The sequence below is a fragment of the Microbacterium phyllosphaerae genome (genome assembly GCF_050628115.1).
Classification (GTDB): Bacteria; Actinomycetota; Actinomycetes; order Actinomycetales; family Microbacteriaceae; genus Microbacterium; species Microbacterium phyllosphaerae_A.
On sequence record NZ_CP192502.1, the window covers coordinates 3,078,039 to 3,091,675 of the forward strand.

Sequence of the window (13,637 nt, forward strand, 5' to 3'; positions counted from 1 at the left end):
CCGATGACCGCACCGCCGGCTGATGTCGGCGGTGCGGTCCATCATGGGGTCCACCCCCTTCTTACCGTCCGACCCCGTTCTGGAGCCCTGATGAGCGCCCTGCGTCTGTTCACGTCCGAGTCCGTCACCGAAGGGCACCCGGACAAGATCTGCGACCAGATCTCGGACAGCATCCTCGACGGGCTCATCGCGAAAGACAGGGATTCCCGGGTCGCGGTCGAGACCCTCGTCACCACGGGACTTGTGCACGTCGCCGGCGAGATCCGCACCGAGGCCTACGTGGACATCCCGACCATCGTCCGCCAGGTGGTGAACCGCATCGGCTACACGTCGAGCGAAACCGGCTTCGACGGCGATTCCTGCGGCGTCAGCATCTCTGTCGGCGAGCAGTCGACGGACATCGCGCACGGCGTCGACAACGCGCAGGAGCACCGGGACGGCGGATCGATCGATCCTCTCGACGGTCTCGGCGCGGGCGACCAGGGCATCATGTTCGGGTTCGCCACCAACGAGACGCCTCAGCTCATGCCGATGGCGGCGTGGACGGCGCACCGCATCGCGGAGCGGTTGACCGAGGTGCGTCGGTCAGGGGTGCTGCCGTTCCTGCGTCCTGACGGCAAGACGCAGGTCACGCTCGGGTACGACGGCTTCACTCCGAAGACCGTCGATGCCGTCGTGCTCTCGACGCAGCATCACCCCGACATCTCGCAGGACGAGCTGAAGGCGCAGGTGCGCGAGCACGTGATCGACCCGATCCTCGCGTCCACTGGGCTCGATCTCGACGACATCACGTACTACATCAACCCCGCGGGCCCGTTCGTCACAGGCGGACCCAAGGGTGACGCCGGTCTCACCGGACGCAAGATCATCATCGACACCTACGGCGGCGCCGCTCGACACGGTGGCGGTGCCTTCAGCGGCAAGGACCCGTCCAAGGTCGACCGCTCGGGCGCCTACGCCACCCGGTGGGTCGCGAAGAACGCGGTCGCCGCGGGACTCGCCGACCGTCTCGAGGTGCAGGTCGCGTACGCGATCGGCGTCGCTCGTCCTGTCGGCCTCTACGTCGAGACGTTCGGCACGGGCAAGGTCTCCGACGAGGTCATCACGCGAGCGATCAGCGAGGTCTTCGATCTGCGTCCGCAGGCGATCATCGAGCAGCTCGACCTGCTTCGCCCGATCTACGCGCAGACCGCCGCTTACGGACACTTCGGGCGCGAGCTGCCGGAGTTCACGTGGGAGCGCACCGACCGCGCTGAAGAGCTGCGACGCGCTGCCGGCCTCTGACAGGTGGCCTGATGCCATCTGACGGGCCGCTGCCATCCGACGAGCCGCTGCCATCCGACGGGCGTGAGACCTCCGACCGGCCGGAGCCGACGCCTTCCGACGGCCAGGCGCCTGATGACAGCGCTCCGACCACGACGACGCAGAGCCGACGCATCGCGCGGGTACTCCTGGATTCGCCGCTCCCGCAGCTCGACCGACTCTTCGACTACGCGCTGCCGGACGAGCTCGGCGACGTTCCGGCGGGAGTCCGCGTGCGCGTGCCTCTCCGCACGGCAGGCCGGGTGATCGACGGCTACGTCATCGAGATCGACACCGAAGACGACGCGGATCGACCGCTGTCCGAAGTCGACGGCATCGTGTCTCAGGTGTCGGTGCTGCCCGACCGGCTGTACCGTCTCGCGCGCCGTGCCGCAGATCGAGCGGCGGGTTCGGCATCCGACGTGCTCCGACTCGTCATCCCGAAGAGACAGGTGCGTGTCGAGAAGGCCTGGAAAGCGGACTCGCCCTCGGTCGTCCCGACCGACGAGGCCCTCACGGGCGCGGTCGGACTGATCGCGTCGTACGACGGTCTCGAGGAGGTGCTGGAGTCCGGCGGGCGTGCCGCCGTCGAGGCGATCCCGGTGCACCACGACGGCGCGCCCGGCTGGGCGGCGCTGCTCGCGTCGTCGGCGGCACGCATGCTCGCTGCCGGAAGGTCGAGCATCCTGGTCGTTCCGGATCACCGAGATCTCGATCAGCTCCTCGCCGTGCTCGCCACCGCCGTCCCCGCCGAAGCCGTCGCCCGGTACGACTCACGGCAGACCAACCCCGATCGCTATCGATCATTCCTCCGCTCTCTGGAAGACGCACCGAGCATCGTCGTCGGCAACCGCTCCGCCGTGTACGCCCCCGTGCGAGCCGGGCTCGTCGCCCTGTGGGACGACGGGGATCCGCTGTTGGGGGAACCGCTCGCGCCCTACATCAACGCGAGAGACTCGGCGCTTCTCCGTCAGGAGCAGGAGGACTCAGCGCTTCTCTTCGTCGGGCACACGCGCACCACAGACGTCGAGCGTCTGGTCGCGCACGGCTGGCTGCAGGATGTCCGCGCTGCGCGCCGGGTCCTCCCGAGAGTGGTGCTGAGCACACCTCAGGAGATGGATGCGCCCACGGCGCAGCGGATGCCCTCGTCCGCGTTCCTCTCGGCCCGCAACGCCGCCGCGGAGGGCCCAGTCCTGGTGCAGGTCTCCCGCCCCGGGTTCGCGCCGTCGCTGGTCTGCGCCGAGTGCCGGGCCCCTGCCCGCTGCGCTCACTGCGGGGGCCCTCTGGGTGCCAAGCATCGCGGGGCCGTCCCCGTCTGCGCCTGGTGCGGGCGCGGCGCGCGTGCCTGGACCTGCCCTGTGTGCTCATCGACGAAGCTGCGCCTCGCCTCGTCGGGCAGCGAGCGCACTGCCGACGAACTGGGCAAGGCGTTCCCCGGCATCCGTGTGATCGTGGCCGACAGCGCACACCCTGTGGAGCACGTCGCGGACAAGCCGTCGCTCGTGGTCGCGACGCGCGGAGCAGAACCGCTGGCTGAGGGCGGCTACCGGGCGGTCGTCCTGCTCGACGGTCCGCGGATGCTGCAGGCCCCCGATCTCCGCATCGGAGAGGCCTGCCTGCGCTGGTGGTCCAATGCCGCAGCCCTCGCGGCTCCCGGTGCCCCGATCCACCTCGTCGGAGTCGACGGATCTATCGCTCGGGCACTCGCCACGTGGAACCAGTCCGGTTACGCGCGGTCCGAGCTCGCCGAGCGCGCACCGCTGCATATGCCGCCGGCCACTCGCGTGGCGCTCGTCGAAGGCACCACGGCAGCCGTCGCCCGCGCACTGGCGTCGCTGCAGGAGCTCAAGCTCCCGACCGATGCGGTTCTCGGTCCTGTGCCGATCGAGTCCGACGACCATCCGCCCCGTGTCCGTGCGCTCGTGCGCTTCGAATACGGCTCAGGGGCGAAGGTCGCGACGACGCTCCGTGCCTCGGTCGTCGCCGAGGCCGTGAGCGCTCGTCGAGGCAAGGGCAAGTCGACTCGGAGCGCGCTCTCGGTTCGGCTCGATATCCTCGACCCAGAGCTCTGATCGCGACCAACCCCGTCAGCCCTCTCCCGATCCACCCCCGCATCCCTCCGGAGCACCTTCATGCGTCTCGTCTTCGCCGGCACACCGTCGGCAGCCGTTCCCACCCTCCGTCGCCTCGCGACGGAGCACGACATCGCCGCGGTCGTCACACGACCCGACGCTCCGCTGGGCCGCAAGCGGGTGCTGACGCCGTCGCCGGTCGCCCAGGTCGCCGCTGAGCTCGGTCTGCCGATCATCAAGGCTGCGCGCCTGGACGCAGAGGCCACGGAGGCCATCGCTGCCCTCGCCGTGGATCTCGGCGTCATCGTCGCTTACGGCGGACTCGTTCGCGAGCCGCTGCTCTCGACCCCCGCGAAGGGCTGGATCAATCTGCACTTCTCGCTCCTGCCGCAGTGGCGAGGAGCCGCTCCGGTGCAGCGGGCCCTGATCGCCGGCGACGAACAGCTCGGCGCCAGCGTCTTCCAGCTCGTCCCCGCGCTCGATGCGGGTGACGTCTTCGCCACTCGCGTCGTCGACGTCGCCGCGGAGGCGACGGCCGATGCGGCTCTCGAGGCCCTCGCGGTCGACGGCGCGGATCTGACGTCCGAGGTAGTCGCCGCGATCGCCGACGGCACCGCTCGGTCGGTGCCGCAGGAGGGCGAGGCGACGCTGGCGCCGAAGCTCACCCTCGACGACGGACGGCTCGAGTGGAGTGAGCCGCTCGCCCGTGTCTTCGCGCGCTTCCGCGGGGTGACTCCCGAACCCGGGGCGCACACGAGCGTCGACGGCCTGAGGCTGAAGATCCTCGAGGCGGCACCCGCGGTCGACGGTCCGGAGCTGGAGCCGGGCGAGATCATCGCGACCAAGACGGCGCTGCTCGTAGGAACGGCATCAGCGCCCCTGTCGGTGACGCGGGTGCAGCCCGCAGGAAAGGGCGCTATGAACGCGGTCGACTGGTGGCGTGGTCAGCGCGACACCGAGAACGTGCGAGCTGGAGCATGAGCGGCGAGCAGAGCGACCGTCCGCGCCACGCCGGACGCAGCGGAGACCCCCGAGGCCGGTCGCAGGGACGCCGTGGTTCGTCGCAGGGCGAACGCGGTCAGTCCTCCTCGGGCACCCCGCAGTCGCGCGGTGCCCAGCAGCGAGGCCCGCAGCGCACTGGCCCGCAACGCACGGTGCAGCCGGCCCGTCGGGTCGCCTACGACGTGCTCCGTGCGGTGACGGAGTCGGATGCGTACGCGAACCTGATCCTGCCCTCGGCGATCGCCGAGGCGCGGCTGAACCCACAGGATGCGGCGCTGGCCACCGAACTCGCGTATGGCACGCTCCGGCGTCGCGGCACCTACGATGCGATCATCTCGTCCGCCGCCGACCGTCCTGCCGAGGAGATCGATCCGGCGGTGCTGGATGCTCTCCGACTGGCGACCCATCAGCTGCTCGCGACCAGGGTCGCCTCGCACGCCGCCGTGAACGAGTCCGTGAACCTGGTCGCCGAGGTGCAGGGCCGGGGCGCCTCGAGCTTTGCGAACGCCGTCCTCCGTAGGATCTCGCGCGAGACGCCAGGGGAGTGGGAGCAGCGCATCGAGGCCTCCGCCCGTTCGGATGACGAGCGACTCGCTCTGCGGTCGGCGCATCCGGTGTGGGTGATCCGCGCTCTGCGCCGCGCGCTGGCGGCCGAGGGCAGGGCCGATGAGCTCGACGACCTCCTCCACGCGGACAATGCCTCGCCCGAGGTGACGCTCGTGGCGCTGCCCGGTCTCGCCGAACCGGGCGAGCCGCGACGGCCCTATGCACCGACGGCGTACGGCTCGCCGGGCGGAGACCCGCATCGGGTGATCTCCGAGTCCGGGGGCACCGTGCGCGTGCAGGACGAGGGGTCCCAGCTGGTCGCTCTCGCACTGGCCGGGGCCACGCCGATCGCGGAGGGCGAGCGATGGCTCGACCTCTGCGCAGGCCCGGGCGGCAAGACCGCGCTGCTCGCGTCGATCGCCCGAGGGCACGAAGTGACACTCGAGGCCAACGAGGTCGTCCCGGCGCGCGCACGGCTCGTGCGCAACGCGCTGAAGGCCGTGCCCGGAGACGTCGTGGTGCACGAGGAGGACGGCCGTTCTTTCGGCGCCTCGCACAGCGGCGTGTTCGATCGCATCCTCGTCGATGCTCCCTGCACCGGTCTCGGGGCGCTGAGAAGGCGCCCTGAGGCGCGGTGGCGCAAGAGTCCGGCCGACGTCGCCGAGCTGGTTCCGCTGCAGGTCGAGCTCCTGAGCTCCGCGCTCGACGCGCTCGCCCCCGGTGGCATCGTCGCCTACGCGACCTGCTCTCCGCATCTCGCCGAGACCACGGGCGTGGTGCAGGAGGTGCTCAGAGGACGCAGCGACATCACGGAACTCGATGCGCGAGCAGTGATCGCCGGCGTCTCCGAAGCGCCGATCGACCTCGGGCGCGACGGGTCGGGGCGCGTGCAGCTGTGGCCGCATCGTCATGGCACCGACGCCATGTTCCTCGCGCTCCTGCAGCGCAGTGCGACAGAGCCGAGCGGCGCGAACGCCGAAGAAGGAGACTAGAGACGTGGATCTTCCCCGCGCACCGCGCATCAACCCCAGCATCCTCGCCGCCGACTTCGTGAACATGCAGCGTGATCTCGCGAAGATCGCCACGGCCGACTTCGCGCACGTCGACGTCATGGACAACCACTTCGTTCCGAACCTCACCTTCGGACCGCAGATGGTCGAGAGGATCCAGGCGACCAGCCCGATCCCGCTCGACGTGCACCTGATGATCACCGACCCCGAGCGATGGGCCCCCGGCTACGCGGAGCTGGGAGCGGCGAGCGTCACGTTCCACCTCGAGGCGGCCGCCGACCCTATCTCGCTCGCCCGCACGCTTCGCAGCATGGGCGCTCGCGCGGGCGTCGCGATCAAGCCCGACACACCCGCGGAGGGCCTGTACAGCGTCCTCGAGGAGTTCGATCAGATCCTCGTCATGACCGTCGAGCCCGGTTTCGGTGGTCAGGGCTTCATGCCCGAGACGATGCCGAAGCTCCGGGCCCTCGCCGATGAGGCGAAGCGACGAGGGTCGAACGTCTGGCTGCAGGTCGACGGCGGCATCTCGGATGCGACCATCGAGGCGGCTGCGTCCGCGGGGGCCGACACATTCGTCGCCGGGTCCGCCGTGTACGGCGCGGATGACGTCGAAGCGGCCGTCACTCGGCTCAGGGACCGCGCCAGAGCCGCTAGCCTGGAATCGTGAAGACTTTCGACGAGCTGTTCGCCGAGCTCAGCCTCAAGGCCGAGACCCGACCCGAGGGATCGGGGACGGTCGCAGAGCTCGACGGCGGTGTGCACACGATCGGCAAGAAGATCGTGGAAGAGGCCGCTGAGGTCTGGATGGCCTCCGAGTACGAGTCCGATGAGGCCGCGGCCGAGGAGATCTCCCAGCTGCTCTACCACGTGCAGGTGATGATGATCGCGAAGGGCCTGAGCCTTCAGGACGTCTACCGACATCTGTGAAGCGCTCCGCCCCACTCGCTTCGATCTGAAGGCATCCCATGCTGCGCATTGCTGTTCCCAACAAGGGCTCTCTCTCCGAGACGGCCGCCGACATGCTCGCGGAGGCCGGCTATGCCGGTCGTCGTGATCCCAAGACCCTCCACGTCGTCGACACCGACAACGACGTCGAGTTCTTCTACCTCCGCCCCAAGGACATCGCCACCTACGTCGGCTCGGGGGCCATCGACGTCGGCATCACGGGGCGCGATCTCCTGCTCGACGCCCGGATGCCGGGTGCACGCGAGATCGAGGCGCTCGGATTCGCCGGGTCCACGTTCCGCTTCGCTGCGCCCTCCGGCCGCTACACCGACGTCTCCGAGCTCGACGGGCTCCGTATCGCCACCTCGTACCCCGGGCTGGTCGACGCCTTCCTCGACGAGCGCGGCATCGCGGTCGACCTCGTGCCGCTCGACGGCGCGGTCGAGTCGGCCGTGCGCCTCGGCGTCGCCGATGCCGTCGCGGATGTCGTCGAGACCGGCACCACACTCCGTCAGGCGGGGCTCGACGTCTTCGGTCCTGTCATCCTCCAGTCCGAAGCCGTCCTGATCGCCGGTCCGCAGGACGCCGAGGGGTCCGAGACGCTGCTGCGTCGCCTGCGCGGAGTGATGGTCGCCCGCCGCTTCGTGATGATCGACTACGACCTGCCGCTGGCGCTCCTCGACGACGCGGTGAAGATCGCCGGGGGCATCGAGTCGCCGACCGTCTCGCCGCTGCGCGACCCGGAGTGGGTCGCGGTTCGCGTGATGGTGGCGCGGGCGCGCGTCAACCCCGTGATGGACGCGCTGTACGCGCTCGGCGCCCGCGCGATCCTCGTCACGGCGATCCACAACGCGAGGCTCTGATGACCCTCGCGAGCCGAGTCATCCCGTGTCTGGATGTCGCCGACGGGCGCGTCGTCAAGGGCGTCAACTTCGAGAACCTCCGTGACATGGGCGACCCTGTCGAGCTCGCGCGGCACTATGCGGCGCAGGGCGCGGACGAGATCACCTTCCTCGACGTCACAGCGACCGTCGATGCCCGCGCGACGACGTATGACGTGGTGCAGCGCACGGCGGAGCAGGTCTTCGTGCCGCTGACGGTAGGCGGGGGAGTGCGCAGCGTCGACGACGTGGCGCGTCTTCTCTCGGTCGGTGCCGACAAGGTCGGCGTCAATTCCGCCGCGATCGCACGACCGGAGCTCATCGGCGAGATCGCCGATCGCTTCGGTGCGCAGGTGCTCGTGCTCTCGCTCGATGTCAAGCGTGCAGACACGACGCACTCGGGATTCGTGGTCACGACGCACGGTGGACGCACACAGACGACTCTCGACGCGCTCGACTGGGCGCGGGAAGCCGCAGAACGCGGTGCCGGCGAGCTCCTGGTCAACTCGATCGACGCCGACGGCACGCGCGACGGCTTCGATCTCGAACTGGTGAAGCTCATGCGCGAGGCGGCATCCGTGCCGGTGATCGCATCCGGCGGAGCGGGCAGGGCCGATGACTTCGCACCTGCCATCAAGGCCGGGGCTGATGCAGTGCTGGCCGCGAGCGTGTTCCACACCGGCGCTCTCACCGTCGGCGATGTGAAGGACGCGTTGCGCGCCGAGGGAGTGATCGTCCGATGACCGACATCGAGGAGCGTATCGCTCAGGTCGCGTTCAACGCCGACGGGCTCGCCCCCGTCATCGTGCAGCAGTGGGACACGGCAGAGGTCCTCATGCTCGCGTGGGTCGATGCCGAGGCGCTGCGCAGGACCCTCACATCGGGTCGCGCCGTCTACTGGTCGCGGTCACGTCAGGAGTACTGGCGCAAGGGCGACACCTCCGGCCACATCCAGGTCGTGCACGAGGCCCGCCTCGACTGCGACGGCGATGCGATCCTGCTTCGCGTCGACCAGACCGGGCCCGCCTGCCACACCGGCACACGGACCTGCTTCGACTCGAACGACCTCGAGGCCGTCGATGGGGGAGCCTCCGCATGACCTTCGCCCGTCGAGGCCGCTCCATCGCCGTCTCCGGCTTCCTGCTTTCCGGGGCGATCGGCATCATCTCGTCGACCCAGACCTGGCTGACCGTAGAGCGTGCGGATGCCGGCGAGGCGATCCTGGTTCCGGGAGCCTCCGCGCTGCCGCTTCTCGCACCGCTGAGCCTGGCCGTGCTCGCGCTCGGCATCGCCCTGTCGATCGTCGGCCCGGTCGTCCGTCTCGTCTTCGGCGTGCTCGGTACTGCCAGCGCCCTGTTCCTCGGATGGACGACCTTCCAGCTGTTGCTCTCCGAGCCGTTGAGCGCGGTCGGACCGACGGTCACCGAGACCACCGGCCTCGCGGGGAGCTCGGCGATCGCCGACGTCGTCGCGGGCATCGAGCTCTCGGCCTGGCCGGTGATGACGCTGATCGGGTGGGTCGTCCTGCTGGCAGCCTCACTCGTGGTCCTGCTCACCTGGCGTCGCTGGAAGACGGGCGGACGCCGCTACCGCACGGATGCCGCGCACGTCGAAGCCGCTGCAGGCCCTGTGGACGCGATCGATTCGTGGGACGACCTGTCTCGCGGAACCGACCCCACACGATGACCCCGATAGACTTGAACCGACCCACCACGTCGTCCCCCGGAGGAGACCATGACCAACCCGATCGCTGACCCCGGCCACGGACACTCGCCGGCAGCATGGACCGCCGTGATCATCATGCTTGCGGGCTTCACGATCGGCACGCTGGCATTCTGCCTCGCCGAGTTCAGCCCCGTGTGGGTCGCCCTGATCTGGGTCGGCGCCGCGATCGTCCCGATCGGCGCGCTCGTGGGCTGGCTGCTCGCGAAGGCCGGTTACGGCGTGAAGGGCCCCAAGTACTCGCCGAAGGCGCACTAATGGTCCTCGCCGACCTCACGGCCGGCGCAGTCGCTGACGCAGAACGTCGCGCACTCACTCGGCCGCTGGCCGAGGTCGAGCGCGATGCTCTGGCGCGCCCCGCCGCAAAAGACGCACTCTCCTTCCTCGCTCCTGCCGAGCGGGTCAAGATCATCGCCGAGGTAAAGCGCGCGAGCCCGTCTCGTGGCGCCCTCGCCGAGATCCCCGACCCTGCGCTGCAGGCGTCGCTGTACGAGACCGGGGGAGCCTCGGCCATCAGCGTCCTCACCGAGGAGCGCCGGTTCGGCGGCAGCCTGGCCGACCTCGAGGCGGTCACCGCCCGCGTCTCACTGCCGGTGCTCCGCAAGGACTTCATCGCGAACCGCTACCAGGTGCTCGAGGCGCGTGCCGCGGGTGCTGACCTCGTGCTGCTGATCGTCGCCGGACTCGAGCGCGCAGTCCTCGACGACCTCTTCGGCTTCATCACGCAGCTCGGCATGACCCCTCTGGTCGAGACTCATTCGGCCGACGAGCTCGAGGTCGCGATCGACCTCGGCGCGCCTCTGATCGGGGTCAACGCTCGCGACCTCAAGACCCTCGAGCTCGACCGCGACCTGTTCGGCCGCCTGGTCGAGCGCATCCCGGACTCTGCGGTCAAGATCGCCGAGTCCGCCGTGCTCACCCCCGCAGACGTCACGCACTACCGCTCTGCGGGTGCCGACGTCGTCCTGATCGGTGAGGCGCTCGTCACGGGCGACCCGGTCGCCACTCTCAAGAGCTTCCTGGAGGCGTGATGAGCCTGCGTGATCAGCATGGTCCACTGTTCGGCGACTACGGCGGACGGTACATGCCCGAATCGCTGATCGCCGCGATCGACGAGCTCTCCGCGGCCTACGCCGACGCGATCGCCGACCCGGCCTTCCGCTCCGAGCTGTCGTCTCTGCTCAGCTCCTACGCGGGACGCCCGTCGCCGCTGACCGAGGTCGCGCGGTTCGCCGAGCACGCCGGCGGTGCGCGGGTCTTCCTCAAGCGCGAGGATCTCAACCACACCGGCTCGCACAAGATCAACAACGTGCTGGGTCAGGCGCTGCTGACCAAACGCCTCGGAAAGACGCGCGTGATCGCCGAGACGGGCGCAGGCCAGCACGGAGTCGCCACGGCCACCGCGGCCGCGCTCTTCGGGCTCGAGTGCACGATCTACATGGGCGAGGTCGACACCGAGCGCCAGGCGCTCAACGTCGCGCGGATGCGCCTGCTGGGCGCCGAGGTCATCGCCGTCACGTCGGGATCCCGCACGCTGAAGGACGCCATCAACGACGCCTACCGCGACTGGGTCGCGACCGTCGAGAACACCAATTACATCTTCGGCACCGCCGCTGGCCCGCACCCGTTCCCCGCGATGGTGCGCGACTTCCAGAAGATCATCGGCGAGGAAGCCCGCCAGCAGCTGCTCGACGAGGTCGGACGCCTGCCCGACGCGGTCGTCGCGTGCGTCGGCGGAGGGTCGAACGCGATCGGCATGTTCGATGCCTTCCTCGACGACGAGGGCGTCAGGCTCTACGGCGTCGAGGCCGCAGGCGATGGCGTCGACACGCCCCGTCACGCCGCGTCGATCGAGCGCGGACGACCGGGCATCCTGCACGGCGCGAAGACCTACGTGCTGCAGGACGAGGACGGACAGACGATCGAGTCGCACTCGATCTCGGCCGGGCTCGACTACCCGGGCGTGGGTCCGGAGCACTCCTGGCTCGCCGACATCGGACGAGCCGAGTACATTCCCGCCACCGACGACGAGGCCATGCAGTCGCTGCGACTGCTGAGCCGCACCGAGGGCATCATCCCCGCGATCGAGTCGGCGCACGCGCTGGCCGGCGCGCTGCGAATCGGGCGTGAGCTCGGGCCGGATGCCGTGATCGCGATCTGCCTGTCGGGCCGGGGAGACAAGGACATGGACACCGCTGCACGGTACTTCGACCTCTACGACGCCGAAGCGCTGGCGCACGACGTTGCCGAGGAGAGCGCCGAAGAGCAGGCGGCGTCGAAGGGGGAGCCGGAGCTGTGAGCCGCGTAGAACAGGCGATCGCCGCCGCACACGAGGCGGGTCGCAGCGCATTCGTCGGGTACCTCCCCGTGGGTTTCCCCGATCTCGAGACCAGCATCCAGGCAGCGATCGCCCTCGCCGAGAACGGCGTGGACATCATCGAGCTCGGCCCGCCGTACAGCGACCCCGTGATGGATGGCGCCGTGATCCAGGAGGCCACGACCGCCGCGCTCGCGAACGGGTTCAAGATGAAGGACCTCTTCACGGCAGTCCGGGCCATCACCGCCGCCACCGATGTCCCCGTGCTGGTCATGACGTACTGGAACCCGGTGTTCCAGTACGGTGTCGATCGCTATGCCGACGATCTGCTGGCGGCCGGCGGGGCGGGGCTCATCACTCCCGACATCACCCCCGATGTCGCAGGCGAGTGGATCTCCGCGAGCGAGCGGACCGGTCTCGACCGCGTCTTCCTCGCGGCCCCCACCTCGACCGATGAGCGTCTCGCACTCGTCGTGAAGTCATCGACGGGCTTCGTGTACACCGTCTCGACCATGGGCATCACGGGGGAGCGCACCGAGCTCGATCGGGCGGCGCGCACCCTGGTCGGTCGCCTCCGTGAACACGGCAGCATCCGCGCCTGCGTCGGCATCGGCATCTCGACCGCCGAGCAGATCGCCGGTGTCTCCGAGTATGCGGACGGCGCCATCGTCGGCACTGCACTCGTCCGAGCCCTTCGCGACGGGGGCATCCCCGCCCTCGCGGAGGTCACCCGAAACCTGGCCGTCGGCACGTCGTCGTCGCGCCCCGCACACGAGAACTAGAATCGCAATCATGTCCCTCGCGCTCCACAGCACCTTCAGCGGCGTGCTCGCCAGCATCCCGAGTCCTCCGGTCTCGTACATCGACCTCGGCCCGCTCCGGATCCACTTCTACGCGCTCTGCATCATCGCCGGCATCATCGCCGCCGTGCTGCTGACCAATCACCGCCTCACCAAGCGCGGGGCAGAGCCGTGGGTCGTGATCGACATCTCGATCCTCGCCGTTCCGATCGCGATCATCGGCGCGCGCATCTTCCACGTGCTCACGCACCCGAACTTCTACTTCGGCGAGGGCAAGAACACCTGGAACCCGTTCGAGCCAGGCTCCGTGTGGGCGATCTGGGAGGGCGGCATCGCCATCTTCGGCGCGCTCATCGGCGGCGCGATCGGCGCCTACCTGGGCTGCCGCTGGACCGGCATCCGCTTCTGGACCTTCGCCGACGCACTGGCACCCGGACTCCTGCTCGCGCAGGCCATGGGCCGGTTCGGCAACTGGTTCAACAAGGAGCTCTACGGACTCCCGACCGACCTGCCGTGGGGTCTCGAGATCCCCTCCGACAACTCGGCGTTCCCCCCTGGCCTTCCCGAGGGCACACTCTTCCACCCGACGTTCCTCTACGAAGTGATCTGGAACGTCCTCGGGGTCATCGTGCTCCTGTGGCTGAGCCGCAAGGCGACCGCCTTCCAGTGGGGCAAGCTCTTCGCCATCTACCTCATCTGGTACAGCGCCGGCCGTGTCGTGTGGGAGTCGATCCGCATCGATCCGAGCGAGATCATCCTCGGGCTCCGCAGCAACGTGTGGGCTGCGATCATCGGCATCGTGGTGGGTCTCGCAATCCTCGTGGTGCAGTCGCGCCGTCATCCCGGACTCGAGCCTTCGCCGTACCAGCCCGGTCGCGGCCGGAAGGACCTGGACGCTGATGTAGAATCGCAGGACAATACCTCCGATTTCGTGGACGTGAGTGAGCCTCCGTCCGAAGAAGTCGCCGCAGGAGCCAGCGCCACAAGCACCGCTCCCACGGACACGGAAGGCGCTCGATAGCCGACCGGTCCGTGCGGAC

At 69.3% G+C, this 13,637-nt stretch carries 15 protein-coding genes; all 15 read left to right on the top strand.

What is annotated here, in order from left to right:
* Positions 1 to 90 precede the first annotated feature (90 nt).
* Genes metK through lgt form a run of 15 tightly spaced genes read left to right on the top strand, consistent with a single transcriptional unit; the run spans position 91 to position 13,618 of the window.
* Positions 91 to 1,284 (top strand): methionine adenosyltransferase, encoded by a 1,194-nt coding sequence (gene metK, locus ACQ4LY_RS14735; protein ID WP_431072657.1) that lies wholly within the window; start codon positions 91 to 93, stop codon positions 1,282 to 1,284.
* Between the two features lie 11 nt (positions 1,285 to 1,295).
* The gene (locus ACQ4LY_RS14740) at positions 1,296 to 3,374 is read left to right on the top strand and encodes a primosomal protein N' (protein ID WP_431072659.1); all 2,079 of its coding nucleotides are present in this window, start codon (positions 1,296 to 1,298) and stop codon (positions 3,372 to 3,374) included.
* Between the two features lie 60 nt (positions 3,375 to 3,434).
* A complete protein-coding gene (fmt, locus tag ACQ4LY_RS14745) occupies positions 3,435 to 4,355 on the top strand; it encodes a methionyl-tRNA formyltransferase (RefSeq protein ID WP_431072661.1) in 921 nt (306 codons plus the stop codon).
* Positions 4,352 to 5,914, top strand: coding sequence for an RsmB/NOP family class I SAM-dependent RNA methyltransferase (locus ACQ4LY_RS14750; RefSeq protein WP_431072663.1), 1,563 nt, complete (start codon positions 4,352 to 4,354; stop codon positions 5,912 to 5,914). Before fmt ends, ACQ4LY_RS14750 begins: the two co-directional genes overlap by 4 nt.
* A gap of 4 nt (positions 5,915 to 5,918) precedes the next feature.
* Entirely contained in the window at positions 5,919 to 6,599 is a 681-nt protein-coding gene (gene rpe / locus ACQ4LY_RS14755; RefSeq protein ID WP_431072665.1) for a ribulose-phosphate 3-epimerase, read from the top strand.
* Entirely contained in the window at positions 6,596 to 6,859 is a 264-nt protein-coding gene (locus tag ACQ4LY_RS14760) for a phosphoribosyl-ATP diphosphatase (RefSeq protein WP_056307688.1), read from the top strand. The genes rpe and ACQ4LY_RS14760 overlap by 4 nt, the downstream gene beginning before the upstream one ends.
* A 38-nt stretch (positions 6,860 to 6,897) precedes the next feature.
* Positions 6,898 to 7,740, top strand: a complete 843-nt coding sequence (gene hisG / locus ACQ4LY_RS14765; protein WP_056509944.1) for an ATP phosphoribosyltransferase — start codon at positions 6,898 to 6,900, stop codon at positions 7,738 to 7,740.
* Positions 7,740 to 8,501 carry an imidazole glycerol phosphate synthase subunit HisF gene (gene hisF, locus ACQ4LY_RS14770; RefSeq protein ID WP_431072668.1) on the top strand — a complete coding sequence of 254 codons (762 nt, stop codon included), beginning with the start codon at positions 7,740 to 7,742 and terminating at the stop codon, positions 8,499 to 8,501. The genes hisG and hisF overlap by 1 nt, the downstream gene beginning before the upstream one ends.
* Positions 8,498 to 8,857 carry a phosphoribosyl-AMP cyclohydrolase gene (gene hisI / locus ACQ4LY_RS14775; protein ID WP_431072670.1) on the top strand — a complete coding sequence of 120 codons (360 nt, stop codon included), beginning with the start codon at positions 8,498 to 8,500 and terminating at the stop codon, positions 8,855 to 8,857. Before hisF ends, hisI begins: the two co-directional genes overlap by 4 nt.
* Positions 8,854 to 9,444 carry a Trp biosynthesis-associated membrane protein gene (locus ACQ4LY_RS14780; RefSeq protein WP_431072672.1) on the top strand — a complete coding sequence of 197 codons (591 nt, stop codon included), beginning with the start codon at positions 8,854 to 8,856 and terminating at the stop codon, positions 9,442 to 9,444. Before hisI ends, ACQ4LY_RS14780 begins: the two co-directional genes overlap by 4 nt.
* Positions 9,445 to 9,492: 48 nt before the next feature.
* Entirely contained in the window at positions 9,493 to 9,738 is a 246-nt protein-coding gene (locus ACQ4LY_RS14785) for an HGxxPAAW family protein (RefSeq protein WP_056307697.1), read from the top strand.
* Entirely contained in the window at positions 9,738 to 10,511 is a 774-nt protein-coding gene (gene trpC, locus ACQ4LY_RS14790; protein WP_431072675.1) for an indole-3-glycerol phosphate synthase TrpC, read from the top strand. The genes ACQ4LY_RS14785 and trpC overlap by 1 nt, the downstream gene beginning before the upstream one ends.
* Positions 10,511 to 11,779: a tryptophan synthase subunit beta gene (trpB, locus tag ACQ4LY_RS14795; protein WP_431072677.1), complete on the top strand. Its 1,269-nt coding sequence runs from the start codon at positions 10,511 to 10,513 to the stop codon at positions 11,777 to 11,779. Before trpC ends, trpB begins: the two co-directional genes overlap by 1 nt.
* Positions 11,776 to 12,579, top strand: a complete 804-nt coding sequence (gene trpA, locus ACQ4LY_RS14800; protein WP_431072679.1) for a tryptophan synthase subunit alpha — start codon at positions 11,776 to 11,778, stop codon at positions 12,577 to 12,579. Before trpB ends, trpA begins: the two co-directional genes overlap by 4 nt.
* Positions 12,580 to 12,589: 10 nt before the next feature.
* Positions 12,590 to 13,618: a prolipoprotein diacylglyceryl transferase gene (gene lgt, locus ACQ4LY_RS14805; protein ID WP_431072681.1), complete on the top strand. Its 1,029-nt coding sequence runs from the start codon at positions 12,590 to 12,592 to the stop codon at positions 13,616 to 13,618.
* Positions 13,619 to 13,637: the final 19 nt, after the last annotated feature.